At 30.3% G+C, this 26,842-nt stretch carries 24 protein-coding genes; 4 read left to right on the forward strand and 20 right to left on the reverse strand.

Annotated elements, in window-relative coordinates; all coding sequences use genetic code 11:
• Nucleotides 1–2: 2 nt before the first annotated feature.
• From H7355_RS16265 to H7355_RS11760, 19 genes are all read right to left on the reverse strand, one after another.
• On the reverse strand, nucleotides 3–1,757 hold the full coding sequence (locus H7355_RS16265) for an ABC transporter ATP-binding protein (RefSeq protein WP_186647698.1): 1,755 nt from the start codon (nucleotides 1,755–1,757) through the stop codon (nucleotides 3–5).
• Between the two features lie 2 nt (nucleotides 1,758–1,759).
• Nucleotides 1,760–3,556, reverse strand: coding sequence for an LIC12162 family transferase (locus tag H7355_RS11675; protein ID WP_186647700.1), 1,797 nt, complete (start codon nucleotides 3,554–3,556; stop codon nucleotides 1,760–1,762).
• A 100-nt stretch (nucleotides 3,557–3,656) separates the two neighbouring features.
• Nucleotides 3,657–4,571, reverse strand: a complete 915-nt coding sequence (locus H7355_RS11680) for a glycosyltransferase family 2 protein (protein ID WP_186647702.1) — start codon at nucleotides 4,569–4,571, stop codon at nucleotides 3,657–3,659.
• Nucleotides 4,572–4,604: 33 nt separating this feature from the next.
• A complete protein-coding gene (locus tag H7355_RS11685) occupies nucleotides 4,605–5,357 on the reverse strand; it encodes a polysaccharide deacetylase family protein (protein WP_186647704.1) in 753 nt (250 codons plus the stop codon).
• Nucleotides 5,358–5,388: 31 nt separating this feature from the next.
• Entirely contained in the window at nucleotides 5,389–6,327 is a 939-nt protein-coding gene (locus H7355_RS11690) for an SDR family oxidoreductase (RefSeq protein ID WP_186647706.1), read from the reverse strand.
• 38 nt (nucleotides 6,328–6,365) lie between these two features.
• Nucleotides 6,366–6,815, reverse strand: coding sequence for a dTDP-4-dehydrorhamnose 3,5-epimerase family protein (locus H7355_RS11695; RefSeq protein WP_186647708.1), 450 nt, complete (start codon nucleotides 6,813–6,815; stop codon nucleotides 6,366–6,368).
• A gap of 75 nt (nucleotides 6,816–6,890) precedes the next feature.
• On the reverse strand, nucleotides 6,891–7,676 hold the full coding sequence (gene rfbF / locus H7355_RS11700; protein WP_186647710.1) for a glucose-1-phosphate cytidylyltransferase: 786 nt from the start codon (nucleotides 7,674–7,676) through the stop codon (nucleotides 6,891–6,893).
• Between the two features lie 37 nt (nucleotides 7,677–7,713).
• A complete protein-coding gene (locus tag H7355_RS11705; protein ID WP_186647712.1) occupies nucleotides 7,714–8,253 on the reverse strand; it encodes a class I SAM-dependent methyltransferase in 540 nt (179 codons plus the stop codon).
• Nucleotides 8,254–8,263: 10 nt separating this feature from the next.
• On the reverse strand, nucleotides 8,264–9,454 hold the full coding sequence (locus tag H7355_RS11710; protein ID WP_186647714.1) for a glycosyltransferase family 4 protein: 1,191 nt from the start codon (nucleotides 9,452–9,454) through the stop codon (nucleotides 8,264–8,266).
• A gap of 22 nt (nucleotides 9,455–9,476) precedes the next feature.
• Nucleotides 9,477–10,457 (reverse strand): NAD-dependent epimerase/dehydratase family protein, encoded by a 981-nt coding sequence (locus H7355_RS11715; RefSeq protein WP_186647716.1) that lies wholly within the window; start codon nucleotides 10,455–10,457, stop codon nucleotides 9,477–9,479.
• 27 nt (nucleotides 10,458–10,484) lie between these two features.
• On the reverse strand, nucleotides 10,485–11,213 hold the full coding sequence (locus H7355_RS11720) for a class I SAM-dependent methyltransferase (RefSeq protein ID WP_186647718.1): 729 nt from the start codon (nucleotides 11,211–11,213) through the stop codon (nucleotides 10,485–10,487).
• 1 nt (nucleotide 11,214) lies between these two features.
• Nucleotides 11,215–12,195, reverse strand: a complete 981-nt coding sequence (locus tag H7355_RS11725) for a class I SAM-dependent methyltransferase (protein ID WP_186647720.1) — start codon at nucleotides 12,193–12,195, stop codon at nucleotides 11,215–11,217.
• A 33-nt stretch (nucleotides 12,196–12,228) separates the two neighbouring features.
• Complete coding sequence (gene pseB / locus H7355_RS11730; protein ID WP_186647729.1) at nucleotides 12,229–13,326, reverse strand: UDP-N-acetylglucosamine 4,6-dehydratase (inverting); 1,098 nt, start codon at nucleotides 13,324–13,326, stop codon at nucleotides 12,229–12,231.
• A 25-nt stretch (nucleotides 13,327–13,351) separates the two neighbouring features.
• On the reverse strand, nucleotides 13,352–13,924 hold the full coding sequence (locus H7355_RS11735; RefSeq protein ID WP_186647732.1) for a GNAT family N-acetyltransferase: 573 nt from the start codon (nucleotides 13,922–13,924) through the stop codon (nucleotides 13,352–13,354).
• Nucleotides 13,921–14,970: an N-acetylneuraminate synthase family protein gene (locus tag H7355_RS11740; RefSeq protein ID WP_186647733.1), complete on the reverse strand. Its 1,050-nt coding sequence runs from the start codon at nucleotides 14,968–14,970 to the stop codon at nucleotides 13,921–13,923. The genes H7355_RS11735 and H7355_RS11740 overlap by 4 nt, the downstream gene beginning before the upstream one ends.
• A gap of 7 nt (nucleotides 14,971–14,977) precedes the next feature.
• The gene (locus H7355_RS11745; protein WP_186647735.1) at nucleotides 14,978–15,862 is read right to left on the reverse strand and encodes a sugar nucleotide-binding protein; all 885 of its coding nucleotides are present in this window, start codon (nucleotides 15,860–15,862) and stop codon (nucleotides 14,978–14,980) included.
• Between the two features lie 185 nt (nucleotides 15,863–16,047).
• Nucleotides 16,048–17,625: a response regulator gene (locus tag H7355_RS11750; protein ID WP_186647737.1), complete on the reverse strand. Its 1,578-nt coding sequence runs from the start codon at nucleotides 17,623–17,625 to the stop codon at nucleotides 16,048–16,050.
• Nucleotides 17,626–17,627: 2 nt separating this feature from the next.
• On the reverse strand, nucleotides 17,628–18,563 hold the full coding sequence (locus tag H7355_RS11755) for a hypothetical protein (RefSeq protein WP_186647739.1): 936 nt from the start codon (nucleotides 18,561–18,563) through the stop codon (nucleotides 17,628–17,630).
• Entirely contained in the window at nucleotides 18,560–19,066 is a 507-nt protein-coding gene (locus H7355_RS11760; protein ID WP_186647741.1) for a hypothetical protein, read from the reverse strand. Before H7355_RS11760 ends, H7355_RS11755 begins: the two co-directional genes overlap by 4 nt.
• A gap of 186 nt (nucleotides 19,067–19,252) precedes the next feature.
• Here H7355_RS11760 and fumC point away from each other — a divergent pair, with 186 nt between their 5' ends.
• Nucleotides 19,253–20,647: a class II fumarate hydratase gene (gene fumC, locus H7355_RS11765; RefSeq protein WP_186647743.1), complete on the forward strand. Its 1,395-nt coding sequence runs from the start codon at nucleotides 19,253–19,255 to the stop codon at nucleotides 20,645–20,647.
• Nucleotides 20,648–20,715: 68 nt separating this feature from the next.
• Here the strand turns inward: fumC and H7355_RS11770 are convergent, their stop codons facing one another.
• Nucleotides 20,716–21,678 carry a hypothetical protein gene (locus H7355_RS11770; protein WP_186647745.1) on the reverse strand — a complete coding sequence of 321 codons (963 nt, stop codon included), beginning with the start codon at nucleotides 21,676–21,678 and terminating at the stop codon, nucleotides 20,716–20,718.
• A 261-nt stretch (nucleotides 21,679–21,939) separates the two neighbouring features.
• On the opposite strand from H7355_RS11770, the gene pheS reads away from it, so the two are divergent.
• From pheS to H7355_RS11785, 3 genes are all read left to right on the forward strand, one after another.
• Complete coding sequence (gene pheS, locus H7355_RS11775) at nucleotides 21,940–23,064, forward strand: phenylalanine--tRNA ligase subunit alpha (RefSeq protein WP_186647747.1); 1,125 nt, start codon at nucleotides 21,940–21,942, stop codon at nucleotides 23,062–23,064.
• Between the two features lie 25 nt (nucleotides 23,065–23,089).
• Nucleotides 23,090–25,918, forward strand: coding sequence for a phenylalanine--tRNA ligase subunit beta (pheT, locus tag H7355_RS11780; RefSeq protein ID WP_186647749.1), 2,829 nt, complete (start codon nucleotides 23,090–23,092; stop codon nucleotides 25,916–25,918).
• A gap of 173 nt (nucleotides 25,919–26,091) precedes the next feature.
• Nucleotides 26,092–26,832 carry a substrate-binding periplasmic protein gene (locus H7355_RS11785; protein ID WP_186647751.1) on the forward strand — a complete coding sequence of 247 codons (741 nt, stop codon included), beginning with the start codon at nucleotides 26,092–26,094 and terminating at the stop codon, nucleotides 26,830–26,832.
• Nucleotides 26,833–26,842: the final 10 nt, after the last annotated feature.

A 26,842-nucleotide genomic window follows, 5' to 3' on the forward strand; every position in this document is an offset into this window, starting at 1 on the left:
AATTAAATTTTTACAAAAGAATTCAAATCAATAACTTTATCCGCAGATCTAAGAATTCCCTGACGATGAGATACTATTATGATTGTAGTTTTCTCTTTCAACTTTTCAACTGTAGTTACAATTTCTGACTCTATTTTCTCATCTAAATTAGCAGTTGCTTCATCTAGAAGCAATATGTGTGGATTATTTAGGAGTGCCCTTGCCAAACAAATTCTTTGCTTTTGCCCTGCTGATAAACCCGTTTGATCCTCAGATATATAATAATCTAAAGTACACTTCTCTACTAATTCTTTCAAACTAGATGCTTCTACGGCTAACATTATATCCTTATCATTCACTTCCCTTTTAATTCCATATAATAAATTTTCCTTAATTGTTCCTTTTACTAAGAATGGTTCAGCTCCTACATAACCTACTCTTACCTTCATATTTTGAAAAAATAAGTAAGGATTCGTATTTGAAATAAAAATACTTCCCTTTGTTGGTTTTAAAATTCCGAGTAAAAGCATTAAAAGAGTGCTTTTACCAGATCCGCTTGATCCTATTATTCCAACACATTCACCAGGCTTTATACTGAAATCAATATTTTCTAAAATCGTACTATTCGTTTCAGGATAAGTAAATGAAACTTCATTGAAGTGGATAGAAGGAATATCACTTAATTCAGAATAATTGCAATTTGTTTTATTAGTTTCACTAGGAGCACTTAACTTTATTTTTTTTTCGTTGCCAAAGAAAGATAAATTTTTTAATATTCTTTCTAAATTTTCATGATCTTCTTCAGCTATATTTTTGAAAAATTTAATTGCCGTCATTGCCTGAGAAGAATATGTGTTAATAACACCATAATAGTTTATTAATGAAGATAAGCTTTGGATAAAACGAACCAATAAATAAATAAATGAAACTAATACTAAAGGTGATGTTTTCCATTGCACTATACTAAAATATATAGTAGAAACAAGTAATATAATTCCTAAAAATGAAGGAATTGTTGTATTTAAAACATTCAATATTGATGCTTTTATGGATTTTGATGAATATCTTAATATATTTTTAATAAGAGAATTATATTCAATATATGCGCTTTTCATAATATTAATAAATAATAAATTACGAGAAATTCTCTGAATTCCTTGATTTAACTTCAGCTGTTCAATTGGAATTAGATCTGCAATTGTTCTAACTAATTTATTAACTTTTAAACAAATTAATCCGATAATTGACAAACAGAGCATACAAAAAATAGTTTCTTTCCACGATGTAAGAAACAATAATATCACAAGAAACAAACATTGAATAGACATAGACAGCAAATATATAAAGCTAGAAATAAATAAATTAGTTTTAGGAAATATCTCAGACAACCTATAATTCATTTCTGACACATCATTACTAGTTTTTGATTTATTGTATAAAAAATCAGAAATTGAATATATCCTTAATCTAGAACTGCAATATTCATTTATAAAATTGTTACTATGATTGACAATAACCTGAAAAATAAAGCGTAATATACCCACACATATTAGCATCAATATTGCTTGATAAATGTCAATATTTCTTAGAGAATAATTTAAAATCTTTGGAGAAGAATCTATTATACCTAAATTTATTAAAAATAACTGCAAAAATAGCGCAACAAATAATTCTATAACGGCTAAAAATAATGAGAAGAAAAAATTTATTGCAAGCCAAAATAGAGATCGAAATCCAATAAATCGAATCAACAATTTAATATTCTTTTTTATAGTCAAATTCATATGTTTATATCACCAATGATTTTTTTACAGCTTTTCAATTTATCGTTAAAAATTATATCATTTATTGTATCTATCCACTCTTTATCCCAAGTTAAAGAGCTCCTTCCAAATTGCTCAATAAAAATTTTAACTGCATATTGTACCTTTTCAGAATACCACCAATCTTCTAAGTAGTCAAAAACTTCATTAATTTTGCTAGCAGCTGATTCTGGATTTGAATGAAAAATTCCAGCTTCATGAAGCAATTTAAAATAACTTTCTGAATATTTTGAAATTACCCAATGATCACAATTCCAAAAAATAATTGTTGGCTTATTTAAGGAAAGACTTTGAATGAATGTCGTATTCATATTATCACTTATAAATAGACGACATTCTGCAAGTTTTTCTTTGAAATCTTCAGGATTGTTATTCCTTATTATATTAATTTTTTTTAATTTATCGCATAACCTTTGCTGAATATCCCAAACAGAGTCTTCTGGAAATAGTCTAATAATTAATTTATTTCTAACTTTGTGATCTAGACTTTTTGCAAATCTAATTTGCCAATTCAAATATTCCAAAAACTGATCACCGATTGGTGCTGAATAATAATTAGAATGATAATTTTGAATAAGAGTCCCTGTTAAAATTACACTATCAGTCATTTTTTTATTTTTAAATTTATTTATTAATATTGGACTAGGCAATGGAATGGTTTTATATAGGCAATTTTTCCATCCCCATGTTATATAATAGTTGTTTATTTTTAACTCAAACTCTTCAGAATTATTGTTTAATCTATTTCCGTAACCACCACCATGCTGAATTCCAATTGTCATTGCACCATTTTCTGCACAATATGCAAACCATAGTGCAAAATGACTATTAGTATATAAAACTGTATCTTGTAGTATGTACTTTGGAACTCTATTTCCATAAAATTTTATTGAGTCTAAAAGCATTGAATCTAATTGTTCTAAATATTGCATAGGTAAATTATTTTCTAAACTCTTGATTAGAATTCTATAAAATTCATCATCAGAGTCAACTTCACTATAAGAACTTCTAAGACTTTTATTAATTAAAAATTTTTTATTACTTGAAAATTTTTTACACCTATTAATCCCAATTTTTAATTTTGACTTAATAACCAATTTTATCTGCTGAGATATCGTCAATTGATTCGAAAAAAGTTTTACATCTGAGTTGTAGCATAAAATAGATATAAATTTCCAGATATAGTTTTTTATTTTATTAACAACAAAATTATTTTCGGATATTTTATTATTAAAGTTATTAATTTTTTTTATATCTATTATTTTTATTTCATCTAAATTTCTTATTATTTGCGAGGAAACTTGCAAATTCCATTCTTCGGACTTCATAATGTTTAAGTATTCAGAAATATCATAAATAGTAATATATGAATTTTCATCTAACAAATAAGTACTTAATTTTTCATTATATAATTCAATAGCTTTTTTAATATGAATATATTTGTCATAAAAATTAGTAATATAATATATTAGAAATGGAGTTAAAATTGTTCGCCAAAATTTATCTGAATAATTTTTATTAGTAAAATTATTTATTTTTATTTTTAAATGGGAAATCACTTCATCTTGCAGCTTGTTTAAATAATTTACGCGACTTTGATTATTTTCATAATCATTCCATATATTTTCAACTGTTTCTGTATCTAGGTTTTTCCACATTTCCTTTCGTTTATATAGCTTACATGATTCAGACATAAAAATGATCTTCTGCTCTTTATCCCAAAAATCTTCATTTGAAGTATAAACTAAAAACATATAAACCTCTTTAAAAACAATTGTATTTTATTATTGTACATAATTTTTTATTTAAAATTACTTTAAAAATTATAAAAATACTTCCTTAATTTTATCATTATCAGTTTGAGATCGGATTTACAATCATCTTTATAAAGACTCTAAATGAAAATAATATAAGATAAAAACACCTAAATATTCTTGGAAACATAAAAACTGACATTAATAGATTTTCATATCCTTTATAAAATTTCCCTACCTCCACATAGTTTTTTGATTTTACATAATAAACTACTGCAAGTCTTTGCCTATATTTAATTCTATTTATTAGATTCTTTTTTATATTTTTGTAATAATGCTCATTCAATACTGACATAGTTGCTTCACTATTTTTTTCAACATTTTTACTTTCATTTTTATCGTGTAAATGATATTCACCAAGAACGTCATTAATAAATTTTATTTTTATCTGATGATACATAATTTTTAGCCAAAAATCATAATCTTCTGCTGTGATAAATGTAGTATTTTCAGACATAAAGTTAACCATTCTTGCTACAGATAACTTCAAAACTACTGCAGATGGACTGAGCTCATTTCCTCTAAAAAACAATTTTTCATAAGTTGCATTTTTCTCAGGACCATAGATTCTTTCTCTAATTTTTTTATTATTATAAATAAACGCTTCCCCATGACATACTAAATCATATTTATTTTGAATATGATTCATACATATTTCTAGCTTATTTTTATACCAAATATCATCAGAGTCTAAAAAAGCAATATATTCAGTTTCAGCAATTTTCATTCCGTAATTTCTTGATGCTGCAATTACTCCATTATTTGAAAAATTGACCAATACAATTCGCTTGTCATTGAATGAATTAACAACTTCTTCTGTATTATCTGTAGAATAGTTATTTACTATAATTGCAATCCATTGGTCAAAAGATTGATTAATAATTGATTGAATAGCATTTTTTAACATATTTGCATGATTATAAGTCGGAATAATTATCGTCACAATAGCTTTCATTTGATCACCTAATAATGTTTCATCAAGCCATTTTTAAAAATATTTTCTTATAAACAAATAATCATAATATCCATTTATTTTTTTATTAAACAAATTACTATCATCTCTTTTAATTATCTCCGTTCTTCTAATCAAATAAGGATTATAATTTTTTAAAGTATTAATATCTGATATACTACAGCCTGATAGTGAATAGCCACACTCTTTAACTAAGTTTATAGTTTCATTTGTATAACTACCATGAGGATATGTCATCGATGTAATTCGATGACCTAGAAGATCTTCCAAATAATTTTTACTAAATAATAATTCATTTCTTTGAACTTTGATAGTCTGATTTGCTAAAATTGGATGAGATTTAGTATGCGCGCCAATTTCACAAAATGGCATTTCAGATACTCTACGTAATTGTTCCTTTGTAAAAAAATATTTTTTTCCAATAAAATCTGTTGTAATAAATATTGTAAATGGGATTGATAATTCGCATAAAATATCAGCAGCAAGCATATTATCCTCATATCCATCATCAAATGTCAAACAAATAGAGTTTTTATTTAAGACTTCTTTATTAATTAATTCTGAAAATTTTAAAAAATAACTAATATTTTTTAAAATTTTCAGATGTGATTCAAATGTATCTAAATCAATGCTGATCCCATAGTTATCATGCTGCAGTTCTGTACCAAATGCATGATACAAAAGAACTCGACATCCTTTTATATTAATATATTTTCGATAGATATTAAAATATAAAACTGCGAGCGTATCCTTTATTGCTCCTCTCAAATTTGCACCTATATATTTAAAAGTTATTGATTTAAAAATGAGATTGACAGTAAATTAATGTTTTATCAATCTCCTCTTCTATCGCTCCTGAAAGCTTAAATCCAGTCGATTCAATTTTATTAATACAATATGTAAAAGTAGGATTACCATGACCTTCATCACCAATATCTTGCATAATAATTTTAGGTGTAAATTTTAAGACATCTTGACATCTTTTTGAAATCAGTTTTGCCATATCATATACAGTCAATGTATTTTTTCCACCAAGATTAAATATTCCGTCATAAATATTAATTTTCTGATCAGATAAAAGGTGTAAAATGCAATTTTCGATATCTCCAATTGGAATAAAATCTCTTTTTTGCATTGGATTTTTTAACGTCATACATTTATTTTCTATTACTTCTCTGCATAAATTATTTACCAATAAACTCCATCTATTAATATTCTTTGAAACTGGATAGCCAAAACCATTCGATAGACGTAGGACTAGTCCAGTTATTTTTTTATTGGAATGATAACTTAATATCAGATCTTCTGCCATTCGATGACATATAGAATATGGATGCCTCGGCTTAGGTAAAGACTCTTCATTTATATCACCGATTAAAGGACTTCCATAAATATGGGCAGTAGAAAAATATATTATTTTTTTTACATTACTTTTTTCAGCTGCACTTAATAAATTATATGTATAAATACAAGTTTCAATAATTGCTTTTTCAACATTATTTGCTGAATCGATTTCATTTGGCGTTGAAAGATGTAATATAGTATCAATACCTTCACAACAGTCCATAATAGATTTTTCTGAAGTAAAATCTATTATTCTTAAATATGGAATATTTATATCAATATTTTTATTTCTAGAAGTTGAATAAACTTCATATTGATTAGATTCGGAGAGCTTTTTAAATAATCTACTTCCTAAATATCCAAGTCCTCCAGTAATTAAAATTTTTTGTGTCATAAAGTACTCATTATAAAGTTATTTAAATTATATGATTTCTATTTATTAATTAAACCCCATTTATACGGAATAATTTCACTTAATGGATCTAAGCGTTCTATTTCATGGCTGCTATGTGGTATGCTTGCACAATTTGCAACAATTGCAGTTTCGTTTCCCAGCCCTTTAAAACCATTCCAAATTTTTGGTGGCACTGAAACTAAAAGGTAGTTATCAACCCCTAAAAATATTTCCTGAATATTTCCTCTGGTCGGGCTATTTTCTCTGTCATCGTATAGTACAAATTTTATATTTCCATATGGAACACAATAATTTAAAGTCATTTCTTTATGTATATGCCATCCTTTAATAGCATTTGGATAAACACAAGAAAAATATATTTCTCCAAATGATTTAAAAACTTCTGAATCGTTTCTCATCATATGCATAATTTTTCCTCTTTCATCTAAAATTTGTTTCAAAGGAGAAATTCTTACGCCATGTATCATGCATTAATGTCCTTATAAAAGTTATTATTGTTTAATTTCTCAAATCAATTTACAATAATTACTAAAATTATATTCTTAATTAGAGAATACCCATGGAGCATTTCCATTATCATACATCTCATTTAACAATTGGTATTCTCTATATGTGTCCATAGGTTGCCAGAATCCTTCATGCTCATAGACCATTAATTGTTTTTCAGAGACAAGTCTTTGCATTGGATCTTTTTCAAATACTAAGCTATCGTCATCAGTTAAGTAATCTAATAACTCTCTTCTACACACAAAATAACCACCAGAAATCAGTCCCCCTGTCGTTTGTGGCTTTTCATTGAACTCAGTTGCTAAGCCATGACTATTGCAAACAAGCTCGCCAAATCTACCAGGAGGCCGAACTCCTGAAACTGTTAGTATTTTGCCGTGTGACTTATGAAAATTTACCAATTTATTAATATTAATATCACTTAAACCGTCACCATAAGTTAACATGAAGTTTTCATCATCATTTAAATATTTTCGAATTTTTCTAATTCTTGATCCTGTCATAGCTTCAAGACCTGTTTCAGCCAAGGTTACTTTCCAATCAACATTTTTTGAATTTCCAAAGTACTCAATATTTTGGCTATCACCTAATGATATTGTAAAATCACTTGTATGTGCTCTGTAATTTAAAAAAAAATCTTTTATAACTGTATTTTTATAACCTAGACAAAGTATGAAATCTTTATAACTCCAATTTGAGTAATAATTCATAATATGCCACAGAATTGGAATACCACCTATAGGTATCATAGGTTTCGGTATATTATCAGCGACATCTCTTATTCTAGTTCCTTTTCCTCCACACAATATCACTGTTTTCATTTTAACATCCCTCTTAAGTGTTAATAACTAGAAATCCTTATTTTATAACCCTTAGCTCAAACGTTATTGAGTTTAATGGAAATAAATGAGAAAGCCGCATTTCATAAAAAACTCTATGCTTTTCAGCTATGTAAATCATAATTCTGTGCCAAAATCGAATTCTTTCTTTTTTAAATTCTTTATCGAATTCAATTTTTTTAACTCTAAATTTAACTTTAGCATAAGCATACTTTTCAAAATAAATGTTTGTTGGATCAAAATAATCAAACCAAAATGAACTAAAAAAATTTCTGTGAGTTGGATCTATATATGCATATACACTTCTAAAGTAAGGTACAGAAATTATTATATTTGCGCCATTCTTTGATATTCTATATATTTCCTCTAATACTTTTACAGGATCTGAAAGATGCTCCAGCACATTATCCATTATAATTTCATCGATTTCATTTTCATCAAATGGATAAGGATATCTGTCAAGATTGTGTATAATATCCACATTCTTCAAACTTAGACTGTCAACTCCGATATAACCTTCTTTCTTAGAGTTGCCACACCCTAAATCTAATTTTTTCACAGTTTCACCTTTAAAAATTTTGATAATTTTTTATATTTTCATATAAATTCATATATTTTCTAATAGCAACTTTTGCCTCGAAATATTTTTCAAAACGAATCTTAGCGTTCTTTCCCATTTTTTCTCTAATATCAGAATTATTTATAAGAAAAATTAGAGCTTCTGCAATTGATAAATAATTTTTAGACTCTACAATTATCCCTGTCTTCATATGCTCTATTTGCTCTATTATTCCTGAAATATTTGAAGCAATCACTGGCTTTCCTAAACTCATGGCTTCTAAAATAATATTAGGAAAATCCTCGTTAGAAATAGATGGTAAAACTATAATATCAGAACCATTAATTAGGTTAAATATATTTTTTTCTCTTCCGATAAATTTTAAATATTTTTCAATTTTATTATCATTTGCAAATTGTTTAAGTGCATCAAATTCTTTACCTTCACCTTCGACGATAAATATAATTTTATTCAAAATAGGTGCTGCATTTTTTCTTAAATAATCAATTGCATGAAGCAGATACAAATGTCCTTTTCTTTTCTCTAAAACTGCTATAATAGAAACAACAATGTCCTCGTCATTTAATTCCAATCGTTTCTTTAATTGAATGTTACTTTCATTAATGCTTCTTAGGGTAATTCCATTATGAATAGATACAAATCTATTTTTATGCACACTTGGTATTAATTTGCTTAACTTATCTCTCGCATAATTCGACGCAGTTATAAAACAAGTTACTAAGTTAAATGTAATAAAATCTATTGGAAAATCAATCACTCTTGATAAAGATCTATACGGTATAGGAATATTATTTACAGTGTATATTATTTTTTTTATCCCAAGTATTTTTCCAGCTAATACTGCGCTATTACATGAAATTGCTCCTGGATAATTTCCGTTATTTATATGTAGAATATCGATTTTTTTCCCATAAAAAAAACTAATAATCTTGCAAAAATTAATCACATATATAAATATCTTGAGAAAATTTATAAAAACTGAAGCAATAAAGCTTGGAATTTTATAATGTAAAAGTCTCCTTTTTAACTCTGATGAATCTAATAAGTTCAAAGGGTAAATAAACTCATATTTATTTAATCTGAGAAATAATTCATTTTGATATTTATCTGAAAACCTAAACGAAAAAGATAGATCATGAATTTTTTTTAATTCATCTGAGTTCATAAAATTTATTATCATGTTTTCGCATCCAGCAAGATAATCACAATCTGAATGATAATGTATTCTCAATTTTTCCCTCAATTTTTAAAACGCTTTTATAATAGTCAATCGTTTTTAATAAACCTTCATTTAAGCTGGTTGCAGGTTTCCAGTGCAATTCATTCATTGCTTTACTATTATCAGCCGAATAATTTTTTATATCATTTTCTCTATGATCTTTCAAGCCAAATTTAATTAAACCATAATTTCCTATAAGTTCTTCAACTTTAAGAGCTAAATCTCTTAATTTTAATATTTGACCACTAGAGATGTTATAAACTAAATTATTTTTTTCTTCACCGTGAACGAGGGCTAAAATAATTGCATCACAAATATCATCTACAAATATATAATCTCTAGTTTGTAAGCCATCAGTCATATCAAATTCTTGTTTTAAAAGCAAAGAATTGATAAGTGAAGGAAGAAACATGTCTAATTTTTGTTCTGGCCCATAAGCAATGGATGGTCGAATAGTTATTAATCTAAATTTTTCTGCTTGAGATATTATTTTACCCATTAAATAACTCGCCGTTTTTGACCATGAATAAGGCGATATCGGTGATTCAATTATATTTCCATCATACTTTAATTGATTATTTCCATATTCTTCACAAGTTCCAACATTAATTATCAATTTTATGGAACTTACATTTACTGCTCCGCTATATATATTTAATGACCCTAAAATATTTGTTTGCATTGCAGCATAGAAATTTTCAATACAATAGTTTCTCTCTTTGAATGCAGAAAGATTTATTATTGCATATGGATTTTCTTTCTTAATTACATGTTCGACAAAATTTTTATCTTCAATCTTGCCATTGTAAGAGGATGAAGTACTACTTCGAGAAACTGTTATAATATTTCCTTTAAAATCTATTTTTTTCAGTTTTTTTATCAAACATTTTCCAATAAAACTGGTCGAACCAAAAATAAAAATCTTTTTATCATTAAACGCATCAAGTTCATTCATTTTAATCATTAAAATTCCTTATTAATTACAAATTAATTATAACTTTCGAACTACCAAACAATAGTTAAGACAAAGCTTTTCATTGTAAAAATATTTATCAAATTTTAATGCACATATATTCAATATTGGATAAACAAATATTTTCCGAACTTTTCTTAAAAATCTTTTTAATGGATATGTAAATTTATTTGTATAATTGATGTGCGAATATATCGAAACCATCTTAGTTTGTATGAGTGCTGCAAATGCTCCCTCAATTGGATATAATTCAATAATTTCAAATCCTGCATTTTTAAAATGAGAGATAAGTGAATACTTAGTAAATCTGTAATAATCATATGGTTCAGAGTGTAGTTGCCATAACTGAGGAACTGTAAATATAGCAATTCCATTTTTTTTTAAAAGCCTATGACATTCATTTATAAAACTTTCCGTATTGAATACATGCTCTAAGACTTGAGTAGAAAGCAAAGTATCAAATGATTCGCTCATTAAGCCAGTATTCTCACAATCACAATATAAATCAGCTTTTGTTTCATTTCCATAATTTGATTTCATAGTCAATTCATTATCGATACCATAATAAGATTTTACATATTTTAAAAAAATTTCTTCATATGGTTTTTTTCCGCAGCCTATATCAATTAAATTTCCTTTTGCATATTTTTTTGACTCTTTTTCCATGCATTTTGATATATTATTCTCTACAATTTTAACTTCTGACCAGTATGATTTAATATTTGAAAAGAAATTATTTTTATTCATTTTATTCTTTCTTGAGAACAATAATCATATCGTTTCCATCTTTTATATTTGTCTTTTCCATTATTTTATTCATTTTCCATGCCTCATAAATTGACATGTTTTTATATGCATCTAACTCTTCAAAGTATTTACTTGAAAAATAATATAATCCTGGATAAGAAAATGTAATAGAATCAATTATTTTTAAATTATTTTTGTCCGCATAATTCTGAATATTATCAAGACTAAAGTGATATAAATGTATAGGTAATTCTAAGCAATTTGGATACATTTTATATACATGTCCATCTATATTTGGCACACATATTATTGCAATTCCTTCACTATATAAATGCTCACTGATGAATTTAAAATATAAGCTTGGCTTGTCAACATGCTCTAAGGACCAATTCATTCTAATGATATCAAATTTTTGAGTATTAGGAATCGAGTCTATTGAATCAAATGATTTAATATTTAATTTATCTAAAATAGATCTAGCTTTATCTGAAAAATCACAACCAAAAACATCTAAAAATTTCCTATAATAATAAAGACTTGATTTCGACCCAAAAAAATGAGTTGATACACCACTACCACACCCAATATCAAGGATTTGTCCACGTTTATTTTTTATATTTAATTTTAAGTATTTTTTCACAGGATCTTCAATTTTAGGAGTTATGCGCTGGATAAAATATGGATGAAGAAATTTAAATGGATTAAGCATGATAACAAAAATTGTGTTTGAAAATTTATTTAAAAGTAACTCAATATTTTTTTTTAAAAAACTTTTTTTAGAATGAAATGAATAATTGTTACTATAAAATAGATTCATATATGAAAATTTTGGTCTAGGATTTGTAAATTTTAAATTACAATTATTACATTTAACAACATGAAAAATATCATTAGTAGTATTGTATATTAAGTCTTTTTGTTTTGCAATTTTAGTATAGCTTTTGCTCCCACATAAATCACAATTTATAGTTTCATAGATCATGACTAACTCTTTTTCAAAATATTTTAAACTTGTTTACAATTTATTATTTTCAAAATTAGAAAAAATTTGTTTATCTTCGATCGATGTAAAGTAATTCTGGGTGTAAACATTTGTTTCTGCACTTATGACAAGTTCCTCATCTTTTTGCTCATGTAAAGATAGTATCTCCAATAATTCATCGGATTTCAGCCATTTTTCATTTATTTCAGATGAATATCTAAAACCCTCTTTCACTTTAATTCCTTCATTTATGCGATTTGTATCTAGATACCAATTGTGTATTGCTGGATGAATAACATAATAGTCATTATATTCATAGGTATAATCAGCATCATCTTCACCAATCATACATTCATGCAATTTTTCTCCAGGTCTTATACCGATAATTTTTATTTCACATTCAGGTGCTATTGCATGGGCTACATCTATAATTTTCATACTAGGAATTTTAGGTACGTATATTCCGCCACCAAAATTCACTTCAAAGGCTTTTAAAACGAGATCTATCCCCTGATCTAAAGTGATCCAAAAACGTGTCATTCTTGCATCAGTTATTGGCAATATACCCGATTTTTTAGATTTTAAAAAAAAGGGAATCACACTTCCTCTAGATCCAAGAACATTGCCATATCGTACTACAGAAAATTTTGTCCCATTTACTCCTGAATATGAATTCCCTGCAACAAAAAGCTTGTCTGAGCAAAGTTTAGTCGCGCCATATAAATTAATTGGGTTTGAAGCCTTATCTGTTGAAAGGGCAATAACTTTTTTTACCCCTAGATCAATACAAGCATCAATCAAATTTTGAGCCCCAATTACATTAGTTTTTATAAACTCAAATGGGTTATATTCTGCTGCAGGAACTTGTTTCAACGCAGCTGCATGCACAACAAAATCGACTCCATTTAATGCTCGACGAAGTCTTGATTGATCTCTAATATCACCTATAAAATATCGAAGACACGAATACTTTTCCACAGGAAATTCTTTTGCCATTTCAAATTGCTTCAATTCATCTCTACTAAATACAATTATTTTCTTTGGTTTATATTGATTTAAAATTCTTCTAACAAATCGTTTACCAAAACTCCCTGTCCCACCAGTAATTAAAATGCTTTTATTATTTAGCATAATTTTTCCTATTTATATAAATCTTTTAATCATTTATTTTATAAATTTTATCATTACTATCTGATAAAATAAGTTCTAATTCACTTCTTATAACTCCATAAATTATACTATTTAAATATTTTCCATTTTTAAAAACATTATTTCTTAATATACCCTCTTTTTTAAATCCAATTTTTTCTATTAGCTTTGATTTTTTAATGTCAATTTCATAAACTTCGCACCAAATACGCTCTAGATTCAAATCAAAATAAGCATATCTAATTAAAGCAGTAGCAACATCAGGTGCGTAAACATCATCTATATATAAGTTATTAATACCTATATACATTGATAACTCAGCATTTCTATATATAAAGTTAATATTACATAATCCGCATACTCCAATCAATTCTTTTGTTAATGAATCAAATACTCCAAACATTAAGTTATTTGAATTTTCAGAATTGATTTTATTGAGCCATCTTTGCTGATCATCATAATTTAATTCTTTATATTCTCTAAAATACTGTCTAAATTCACTATTATTTCTCCAAATTTGGAGTATTTTCAAATATTTTTCTTCAATGGGCATGAGATAAATGGATTCAAATTGAATCACTGTATATCCTCCCAACAAATAGGAGTAGAATCTTCCATATCTTTATTTATATGTTTTCCAATTACTTTGTGAAAATCTTTTGGTAATATTCCTTTTTGTGGTCTCAATAATACTGAGTTTTCTAATGTAATTCTCTCACCTTTTTGCAGTTTTCCTTTAGTGACTAAGCCTCTTCTTTGTAATATTTTTGTTTCTTCTTCGCATTCTTCAATTTTTTTCCATGGTTTTCCTAATGCTAATTCTAAATTTCTAATCTGCTTACTCATTTCAGTAAATTCGACTAAATTCATAGCAAATGCATGATCTGGACCTTCTCGTGATTTATCATCAGTAAAATGTTTTTCTATCACTCTAGCTCCTAAGGCTACAGCACCTAGAGGAACCGTTAATCCAGGTGTATGGTCAGAGTATCCTGTAATGCACTCATACATTTTACTATATGCTTCTATCACTCTAATGTTTGAAAATGAAAAATCTGTTGGATATTGAGTCACACATTGAAGAAGAATTACGTCACCACTTCCATATTTATTCAAGATATGCATCGCTTCATCAATTTCTGAAAATGATGATGCACCTGTTGCGAGCAATATTGGTAAATTTGTTTCTGCAGCAGTTTTTAGAAAATCAACATTACTTATTTCTCCTGAACCTATTTTGATTGATGTAATATTATTTTTTACTAGCTGCTCTAAAGCCTCAATATCATAGGGAGCTGACATAAACTCTAAACCTAGTTCTTCTGAATATGCTTTTAATTCTATAATCCATTCCAGGGGCAACTCTGCTGATTTATATACTTCACCAACCGATTTTTTCCAGTTTGATTGAAATGAAGTATTTTTAAAATTTTTTTCACTGATAATTTTTTCTGCCTTAAATGATTGAAATTTTGCTACTTGAGCTCCACATTTATAAGCATCATATATAAGTTTTTTTGCTCTATCTATAGAACCATCAAAATTACTTCCAATTTCTGCAATAATTAAAGTTGGATTATGGTATGAAATTTTATATTTTCCTATCTTAATTTCTTTCGAGAACATAGGCACCTCAATAATTAATTTCTGATATTATATCTTCACAAGAAAATTTTATTTCCTTAGAGCAAATAATAGATTGGTTTAACACTCTTTTTGCTTTTGTGTTTAAATTCATTTTATGTTTTATAATATTTTCATGTAGATTGTATTTTTTAAATATCTGAAAAATTAATTCATACTTTGAGCATGAATCATAGGATGAAATATGATAAACATTTTTTTTATAATATATTTCTTTATCTCTACAAACTGCCCAGTCATAGATCCATTGATTAAGTCTATTTATGGACACAGGAGTTATCATATTGTCTACGAATCCATATATTTTTTGTTTTTCAGCATGATACAGTAATTGCCCAAGAAATCCATTATATTTTTCTTCTGCATGAAAACCTACTGGAGTAGCCCTTATGATTACATAATTTTTTGAAGCTAAATTCTTTAAAATTTTTTCACATTCAATTTTTAAATATGAGTAAATATTTACAGGATTCAATGGTTCTACTTGATCATTTCTTGTTGAGGGTTCAATACCCCATAAAACCGCATCCGTTGATAGAAATAATATTGGTATTGAGTGCTGATTTAATATATTAATAAATTTTTCAAAATTTATTTTAAACTTTTTAATTTCATCATTTGACATATTTTCAATTGCATCTAGATTAACTGGAAAGGCTAAAAAAATAACTGAATTTATTTCACTTATGAAACTCATAACTTCCAATGGATTAGAAAAAATATCAATATTATAAAAATTTTTGCTATTCATCCATGGTTTTTTATTTCTAAAAATTTCTATCAAATTATTTTTATTAAATAGATTTAGTAAATTACTTCCAACTAACCCTGTTGAGCCTACTATTAAAATTTTGTCTCTTAATAAATTTTGCATAGCAAAAATTGCCTTTAAGCATTATTTCATATTTTTTCAACAGTGCATATTTATCGGATACCAAAGTTTAAATTACTGATTATTGCACTATTGACAATTTAACACATCCAAAATTTAAAATACAAATAAATCACGTTTATTTTTTTGATATTTTTTTAAATAATTTTATTTTATTCTAAAAATTACTAACTCTTCACCTCAGCGGCATCCCCATTCGTAACGGCAGGCATGAAACGGGCGACTATTTTCTTGAGGGCATCCATCCCGGATTCTTTTGTCATATAAAAGACATTTTCATATTTAAAACCACCATCACCTTGATCGACAATGTTGCTGCTAAAAAAGATAAAAGGCGTGTTAATTTTTTCTTCACGTAAGGCTACCAAAAAGTGTGGGCCCGTCATTCTCGGCATGCGCACATCGCTTATTATTGCCACAATTCTTTCCGCAATGGCTTTTTTATCTTCTTGCTGAAAGTATTCTAGCGCTTGCAGTCCATCTTCTGCTTCCACCGACTCCCAGCCCGATTGTTTCATGGCACGTTTAACCAGTCTGCGTATGTCAGATTCATCGTCTACAATAAGGACAAGTGGCTTCGCACTGCCTGTGTATTTTTGTGCTGAGCCTGCTTCGGCATTTTCTGTTCCTTCTTCTTTTTGTGACTCTTCTTCTTGGAAACAAGTTAAGCCAAGGCTAAATAAAATATGTGATTCTTGCAGCATGGCTTCGAATTTTGCACTGCCTGGCATTTTATTTGCAAATTTTTCGAGAGTCGCAATTTCTACTTTTTGTTTACCGCCAGGGATACATGAACATTGCGCAGATATCGTAACAAAATCATCATTCCCGTTGATATCAATATAAATCACACTGTTACCTTGTGTTATAACGTCACAGAGTTCCGCAAATGCTGCATTCAACCACATAATAAAGTTAACCGGGTTTGCAACAACAGTGGGATCATATGTGTCATCTTTACGAATTTTATAAGTAATTCCTTGTGTCGTAAATCGATGAACGTTTAGCATAAGCGCATCATCAACCATACTCATAACATTTGATATTTGTGTTTCAGATAATTTTGGATTTGAAAACTTTCTAAACCAGACAGCGAGATCTTGAATGTCTTGCATATATTGCAAGGCCTTTTTTAAATCTTCTTGTGCTGTGTTATTTGTATTTAAGGCTGGTAAAATTTGTGTTTGTAAAATTCCACGGCACATTGTAATTGGATTTATCAACTGATGAGCTATATCAGCACCAATTTCTGAGATTGTATTCATACGAACTGAATAATGCAACTCTGCTTGTGTCGTCATTAAATCAGCTAATTTATCACGCATTTGTGCATGTGTGTTTTGCAGCTCGTCATACATTTTTGTAAGACTCAAATCTGCAATTTCCATGCATATTAATATTTCATTGTTTGCAATTGGTATTTTATGCAATTTAATTTCTGCAGGGAAAGAACCAACTGGACCTCTCCGTACTTGTCTTTGATAGTCATAAGCCTGACCTAATTTTAAGGCGATATTAAATAATTCGTAGATTAATGGTTGATCTTTTGCTTCAAAAAGATCATCTATATTTACTTTTGCAGCAGATTTTCCAACCCCACCAAACCAAGTTTGTTTCTTAAAAGTAGCATTGCACCAATACATATATCGATCGCCAGCATTAAATAAGGCAATACCGGTTGAAACATTTTTTAGAATTTGCGAAGCAAGAGCTTTGTCCAAGTCCTTGCTGAATTCTGATGCCATTTTTATTGAGAGTCCTCAACTTTAAAATAGTGGAAACTCCTTAGTCTTTTATCGAAGTCTTTGAATCTTTTTTCAAAGCGCATCAGGCAAACGATTTCAGTCATTTTTCCTGGATTTACATTAACTATATAGTGATGAAGTCTTTCGAAAATTAATTTTATTCCTAATCCTCCACTATCGCGTTTTCCTATATGTTCTGTTTTTTGGTTTTCATCTAAATACTGCATAACTGTTTTTTTACTCAATGAACCAAATGGATCTGCTACAGATAAGCCAAAAACTTCCCCATCAAATCCCCACTTAATTCTGACTGATTCTGTATCACTTAACTCAAAAGGTGCACTTCTATCAGCTGTTTTTAATCTAGGATTTGCATCAAAAACAGCATTGAGTAATAATTCATCTGCCAAATCACAAACTCTTTGTGCATATTGATCAAAACGATCTGAGTTGCCGCCAATTTTTAAGATAAATTCTTCCAATATTTTTATTGCTTCTCTTTTATCATTTTGGGATTTAATTCTTTTTTCTTTAAAAATCGCAGGGAAATTTAAATGTTTTTCAAGTCCAGGGTAATCTTTTGACTCAAACTTTTTAAGCAACATGATTAATTCTCGTGCATCAAATTCACCATTATTAGTTGCTACGAAACACTGAATATTGGAACAATCAATTAAACTCGGAATAACTCTTTGAAGTGATTCTTGAAGAATTACGACAATCCGACATTCAGGATAGGTTGAAGAAAAGTCTTTTAAAAAATCGATCTTTTTAGCCTCTGCAAATAAAAAAAATCGATCTTTTTTTTCATTGGCAGCAAATACTTTTGCTTCTTCTTCACTTGTGCAAGGTTGAAAATTTACGCCAGCTGAGCGAGTGAGCATCCCCAGTTTATTTTGAAAAGCAATTGAGTCGGGTAAAAAACAGACAACTTTCAAGCTGCCTCCTTCTTAAACCTTTGGGGATTTGACGAGATAAAATAGAAATATTCGCTTGGTTCAAAGTCAATTTCGAGATCAAGTCCATCTTTATTTTTTAATACCAAGTTAAACTCATCATAATTATCTAAAATTGGAATTTCATTTCCCAAAGTCAACAATAATACTTCATGAGTATCATTTGATGGGCAATAAAAATTTGCATAAATACTTTGTACACGTGTCTTGTCACTTAGAAAATCACTAATATTAAATTGTTCAACCAACCATCTTGGTGCATTTATATATACAAATGTGCAATCAAAAGTATCAAGAATTTTATACCAAGCAAGGATACCACATGAGTTTGCGCGTTTAACTTTAGAAAAATCGAGGTTGACTTCTTTTTTTGAAGCTGAATTTTTAACTGCTTGTTCAAGTCCTTGTTTAATTAATTCCACTGAAGATTCTTCATTAAGAAGACCAGAGAATTCAACTGTTGTATTATTAACGACCACTTCCATTGATCATACCTCAAAGCAGTTGTGTTCATATAGATGTCAACATATCGGACTTCGAGTCGCTCTCTTTAGCTCCTTCGAAACTTGCTACATTGACGCCTCAATCCTATAAGTATTAGGTCGGCCTTTCTAATTACATTTGGAAAGGAAAATCCTATTCATTCGTTTTCTCTTTTAGGAGATTCTACTATGTCTACACGTATAGAAACAGATAGCATGGGCGAAATTGCAGTCCCACAAAATGCTTATTGGGGAGCTCAGACGCAACGCAGTTTTCAAAACTTCAAAATCAGTGGAGAGCGTTTTCCTCGAGTATTTATAAGAGCTTACGCGCTTGTCAAAAAGGCTGCTGCTCAAGTAAATGCAGAATTGGGAGAGCTCGCAAAAGAAAAAGAGAAATTGATCAGTCAGGCCGCTGACGAAGTCATTGAAGGAAAATTTGACGATCACTTTCCTCTCGTCGTGTGGCAAACGGGCTCTGGCACTCAATCCAATATGAATTTCAATGAAGTGATATCGAATCGAGCGATTGAAATTGCTGGAGGAGTGATTGGGAGTAAAAAACCTATTCACCCAAATGATGACGTGAATCGTGGACAAAGTACCAATGACAGTTTTCCAACTGCAATGCATGTTGCTGCAGCTATTGCAGTACATGAAAATTTTATTCCAGCAATCGATAAAATCATTGCAACTTTTGAGGCAAAAGCAAAGGAATTCTCTGACATAGTTAAAATTGGCAGAACGCATTTACAAGATGCCACACCACTGACTCTAGGTGATGAAGTGAGTGGTTGGGCTATGCAACTCAAAATGTGCAAGAAAGCAGTTCTAAGCTCAATGGAAATGGTTTATGAATTGGCCGCAGGTGGTACAGCAGTTGGTACAGGCTTGAATTCTCATAAGAATTATGCAAAAGGAATCGCTAAAAGATTAGCCGAATTTACAAAAATTCCTTTCGTAACAGCTCCGAATAAATTCCAAGCTCTTGCTGGGCAGGAGGCTCTGGCAAATCTTTCAGGTGCATTGAATACAACAGCAACAGCATTTATGAAAATCGCCAATGACATAAGATGGCTTGCCAGTGGTCCGCGCTGCGGAATTGGGGAGATTTCTATTCCAGAAAATGAACCTGGCAGTTCCATTATGCCTGGCAAAGTTAATCCTACTCAAAGCGAAGCGGCAACGATGGCATGTTGCCAAGTTATGGGCAATCATGTTGCAGTGACTGTGGCTTCGAGCCAAGGAAACTTTGAATTAAACGTTTTTAAACCCGTTATTATTCATAATATTCTGCATTCGATTCGCCTCTTAGCAGATTGCTTTGTTGGTTTTGAGGAACACTGTGCTTCAGGCATTAAAGCCAATAAAGAACGAATTAATGATCTTATGCATAAGTCACTTATGCTTGTAACTGCTTTAAACACTCATATTGGTTATGATAAAGCCGCTTCCATTGCGAAAACCGCACATAAAAATGGAACAACATTAAAAGAAGCAGCGCTTTCACTTGGCTATCTAACGGCAGAACAATTTGATGAATGGGTTGATCCTACACTTATGCTTTCACCGCATGGGAAATAAATATTAAGAAATTCATATTATATAAGTATTAAAATGGCTCATATTATTCAAATAGGAGCCATTTTAATTTATTCAACACTCACCCATTGAAGTATGAGCACCCCAGGTTTTCCTGATTCGCCATTTGTCCCAGGAGAATTTGGATGACCGCTTTCATGATGCCGACTGCCTTGACCTGGTAGGGACTGCATGCTGCGGTTACCGCCATTCCCCCCAATTCCGATTTTATAAGGAATTTCCTGGCCAGGTTGCACATTCAAAATATTCTCTTGTACCAATGCAGAATAGCCATCTTTGCCTTTTCCACCATTTCCGCCAAACCCACCTTGGTAAGGTGCACTTGGGTTGTGTCCGTTGGCACCCACTCCGCCTTTGCCACCAAAACCTCCCATTCCACCATCGCAATACTGGCCAAAATTAGCTAAAAAACTAGAAATATTTGTATTATTTTTAATATTTTCTTTATTTTTCACTGCTGATAAAAACTTAAACTCCCCAAACTCTGTCTGCTCTCCTAATTTTCCACTTTCTCCTGCTATGCTAGCCGAGTTTGCAGGATGAAGACGATGAGGATCGTTTTGAAAAGGTGTGCATTTAGTTAATGAGTTGTTCGAATAGCAACTTTGTCCTGGTCTTCCTGGGTTTCCTCTTTCGCCTGAAGCAACTTCTCCATTGGCATCGCCACCAGCGGAACCATTTCCCCCAAGTGAGGTATTTCCCCATGAACCTTCGAAAGCTCCCCCTCCTTCTCCGCCAGCCCCTCCACCGCCTCCTCCATTGCCACCAGAGCAACCTATAATTTTGACAGAATAAACATTTTCTGGTACCACCCATTTCCCTGTAAGAGAAGAATAAGTACCATCGTTATTCTTAGTTGGTTTTAAGATTAATTGATTGGATTTTGCGACCAATTGAGGCCTTGGAGAACTCACATAAATGACATTCTCTTTCACTTCACCATCTTTTTTTGCGCCACAGCTCACCAAGAGAGCCATTGAAAGAATATAAGAGAAAGCAATCTGGATTTTCATTTTTACTCCTTTAGTTATATAGAAATTCAAACCACAGCTTGATTATTCATTAATATAAAAATATACTGCAGATAATTTCTGATATAATTAACAGATTAATCTTATATTATTTTAATTATAAGGAGTTTATATTCTTTATGATTGCTATTTAGAAAAGTCAGGCTATAAGCTAAAATGTCTTAATTTGATACTGCAAAAAGGACTTTTGCTTGTATTTTTAGCATTATTTGTATCGGATCAACTATTGGAGAAGAATGCTTTATGTCAGGAATTGAGGAAATTAAAAATATTTTAACAGCCCCCATATCTGTTTCTTATCAAAATATTGAAGAACTCATTAAACATATCAATGACGAACGCGTTCGCTTAACTCAAGTGGTTGGTGAGAATGGCTTAAATTCTCCTGATTTAAACATATTTTCCAATGATATTATGGAAGAAATTCGCATTCGCTTCACTGGCAAAAAATCACCCCTCCAAGAGTGGCTTAAATCCCTGCGCAATATACCTGCAGATGAGCGTAAAAATGCGGGGGCTAAAATCAATGAACTGAAAGCTGAGATTGAAAGCTGCATTAAAACTTTTTCAGAGAATTATAGAATTCAAGTTGAAAATAAAAAATTGAATTCGGAAATGGACGATATCACATTGCCATTTAGCCAATTAAATCTCGGTTCCCGTCATCCCGTAATAACGGTTATGCGCGACCTTATGGTACCGTTTCAACGCATGGGGTTTTCTGTTGTCGATGGTCCTGAAATGGACAATGACTTTTATAATTTTGAAGCTTTGAATGTTCTAAAAGATCATCCTGCTCGGGAAATGCAAGATACATTTTTTCTAGCCAGTGAATGGGTATTAAGAACACATACGAGTAATGTGCAAAGTCATGCTATGAAAGAACGAAAATTACCTTTAAAAATTGTTTGTCCTGGCTGCGTTTACCGCAATGAATTTGACATGACTCACTTACCCGCTTTTCGACAAATTGAATGCCTTGTTGTTGATAAAGGCATTCATATGGGTCATTTACGGCATACTATCAATGAACTACTGAATGCAGCTTTTGGTCGCTCTGTAAAATTACGCTTCCGTTCGAGTTATTTTCCATTTACCGAACCAAGCGCTGAAGTTGATGTTGAATGTCAACAGTGTTTTGGCAAAGGCTGTCGCAGTTGCAAACATACGGGTTGGTCCGAAATCGGTGGCTGTGGGGTTGTTAATAAAAAAGTTCTAGAAAGCTGCGGAATTGATTCTTCTGTTTATGGAGGTATTGCTTTTGGTTTTGGCGTGGATCGCATTGCAAAAGATCGTTTTGCAGTCTCAGATTTACGTTCATTCATTGATGGCAATGTATCATTCTTAAAGTCATTCGGACTCGTTTAAAAAATACAGCAATAAGGTAAATGTCATGCTAGCAAGTTTAAATTTTGTCGAACGTTTCTTAACTCTCCCTAAGATTACTAAAAATATAAATATCAATGGAAAAAATATATCAGAAACTCTTTATGATCTCGACAAAATCGCTCCTCTTTTAACTCGCCAAGGATTTGAAGTAGATAGTATCAACGTTTGGGGCTCTGGTCTTGAAACAGTTGTCGTAGGATATATAGAAAAAATAGAACCACATCCGACTGCAGGAAAATTACAAGTATGTCATGTAAATGTAGGAGAATCTACATTGAGACAAATTGTCTGCGGAGCACCCAATGCACGAGCTGATCTTTATGTAGCTGTTGCACTTCCTTCTACAAAACTTCCCAATGGACTAGAAATTAAACCTTCTAAAATCCGTGAAGTTGAAAGCAATGGTATGCTTTGCGCGCGTGAGGAACTGAATCTTCCAACCAATAAAGAAATTGATGGTGATGGAATTTGGGAACTCGATATGGACGCACAAGGCGGAATTTCAAACAAAATTCTTAAAAATAAACTGGGCTATCCTGTGTTTCATGCACTCAATATGACGGATACATTGCTTGAACTGAGTGTGACACCAAATCGTCCCGATATGCTGTCTCATGAAGGAGTTGCAAGAGAGCTAATGGCAGGATTTAGCTATGCCAAAATTCCATATAATCTAAAAAAAGACACTGAATTTGCCAATAAAATATCTTTAACTGAAGAAAATATTAAAACAGATGCACTAAAAAATGCTTCTGCAAAATGTGGTGATATCGCCTTTTCAAGTGAAAATCATCTGGATATTCCTGCTTTTTTTGTTTTAATTGACAGTGTAGAAGTGAAAACAAGTCCTGCTTGGTTGAGAAATTTACTTGAAGCACTTGGTCAGAATTCAATTAATAATATAGTAGATACTTCAAATTATGTTCTATTAGCATATGGCCAACCAAACCATGCTTTTGATTTAGAAAAGCTATCTTCACAAGAGTCTAAGGTTAAAAAATTAATTCTCCGCAATGCGAAAGCGGGTGAAAAATTCGTAGGTCTTGACGGTAAAGAAAGAAATTTAGAAACTTCAGATGGAATCGTCGCTGATATTGAAGGTGCACAAGCAATTCTTGGTGTATTAGGAGGCGAACATTCAAAAGTAACAAACCAAAGTAAAAAAATTGTTGTTGAATTTGCCAATCCAAATTCTGTAGCTGTGCGTAGAACATCGCGTCGTTACGGTCGTCAAACAGATGCTAGTTTTTTATTTGAAAAAGGTATTGATGCAGAGCAACGTTACAAGGCTGCTATCGAATTCTTTGCAATTATTTCCGCTGAAAGTCAAAATAAACCACATTATTGTGGCACCGTTCATTCAGTTGATATGCATAAAAAACCTATGCTATTGACGCAAACAAACACTATTGAAATAGATTATAGTGCTCAAGATCAGGAGAAGGTCTTAGGCGCTCAAATTTTACCATTTAAAGAACAGCTCAATATTATTTCATCACTTGGTTTTACTTTAAAAAAACAATCAGATGAAAAATATAAAGTAACTGTGCCCAGTTGGAGAAAACAAGATATCGCTGGCGAAGCAGATTTAGTAGAAGAGTTTATTCGTATAGTTGGTATCGATTCTGTTCCTTCTTCTCCATTTCATTCTGTTGCTATTGTCAGTCATGATGATCCACAATTTGCTTTCAATGAAAAAATAAGTTCACGCTGTGCAGCTCTTGGCTATAATGAAGTTATTAGTTTACATTTCATGCGTGCAGATGATTATAAAAAATTAGGATTGAGTTCTATAAATTCATTAGGCGAACCAGTTGCTTTAATGAATCCGATCATAGGTGATGAGCCTCTTATGCACACAACACTTATTCCTGATTTATTAAGAAAAGTATCGCGGAATATAAGTTATGGGGTAAAAAGCGGGCAATTATTTCACTCCTGTCGCACATTTCAAAATCATGATGATGCTGGAGAAAGAGTTTTTCCTACAAATGGAGAAAGAATTGGTTTACAAAATGAGTTAGCAGAAGTTTTTGAGAACACATTAGAATATCACTTTTCTCATGGTTATTCTTATTCTAAAGAAACTTCTCAAAATAAACGTCCAGTGGAAACTCCACGTTTAGCAGGAGTGTGTTTTGGCAATAAAATTGACAAATCTTGGCAAAATACTACTGAAATCCATTGGTCTTTACACGACATAATGGCGCATATTCAAGAAATATGTCGTTGTGTCGGAGTTGATATATCTTTTGTTAAAATAACAGATAAAGAAACGAACACAGATACTTTTGCACATCCTATAGCAAAAGCCCTTCACCCAGGCAGAAGGATTGGATTTTATTTCCTTGATGAAAATAATAAGTCAATCTCGCTTGGCTGGGCTGGAGAATTACATCCAAATACGATGCGCAATTATGAAATAGACTCTCCATGCTATATTTTTGAATTAAATGTTGCGTTGTTAATGAAAAAATCATTTCTGCCTAAGAAGGTGATGCAAAAAGTTGTGAGTTCACAAAAATTTCCAATAATAACAAGGGATTTTGCATTTTTATTCGATGAAAAAGTCACAGGGAAAGAACTCTATACTGTAGTTGCAGAATCTATAAATGAAATTATTAGTAAAGAAATACCGGCTATTTTAAATTCGATTCATATTTTTGATATTTATCGTGGGAAAGGCATACCAGAAAATAAAAAATCTCTAGCTTTTCAAATTTCACTTGAACCGATTGAAAGAACATTTACAGAAAAAGATATAACTAAATTAACAAAAACAGTTATCCAAGCCGTCACTGATAAATTTAAAGCGGATTTGAGAGGGGTTTAACCCTCTCTTTTTTTATAAATAAAACCCAACCCAAAATTTCTTATAACAAATAATTTTTAAGTCATTTTTTTGACTTTTTACTCAAACAGAGTGAATTAAAATAAAACATCTTACAATCAAAAATTATATATTTTAAAATATAAATTTAAGATATATCAAAAAGGGTTCTTAACTTGAAATTCCTCATACTTTTCTTAATGTCATTTCATTTTATTGCTTATGCAAATGTAAAAATAATCAAAGTGGGTTATTTTGAAATATTACCTTATGCTTTTAAAGATTCTAAAGGAAATATCGATGGTATCGCTGTCAATGGTATAATAAAAAAACTAAACTTAGGAAGTAAATATAAAATACAATTTTATGAATTTCCTCTTGCAAGGGGTTTTCATGAATTAAGTAATGGAAATATTGATCTATTACTACTAACGACAAGCCGAGTGTTTTTAAACAAATCAGATTATGCTCACTCTGTACCAATTTGTAAAATACATGAATATATTTTTGTCAACAAAAACTCTGAAATAAAAGAATATACAAGTTCCAATATATTTAAAAATAAAACCATCGGTGTCAGAGTAGGAGTAAATTTACCAGACTACTTTGAACAGAAGAAAAATAATCTTATACTTTCCGAATCTTCTGGAGGAAAAGCAATACACACTCTTTTACAAAAATTATTACAAAATAGAATAGATATTCTTTATTTAAGTAATCCTAAAGCTGGAATTCTTGAAGCAAAAAGAATGAAGGTCCTTAATAAAATTAGATATATTCAATTGGGCGATCATACATATGAAGTCTATGTGGGCTTTGCTAAAAAATTAGACCCATTTGTTAAGAACAAAGTGAACGAAATAATAACTAAAAATATAGATGAACTTAAAATCATGTGCGTAGTTAATGATTCATAAATTTAACTTT

The sequence above is a fragment of the Fluviispira vulneris genome, from assembly GCF_014281055.1.
Lineage (GTDB): Bacteria > Bdellovibrionota_B > Oligoflexia > Silvanigrellales > Silvanigrellaceae > Silvanigrella > Silvanigrella vulneris.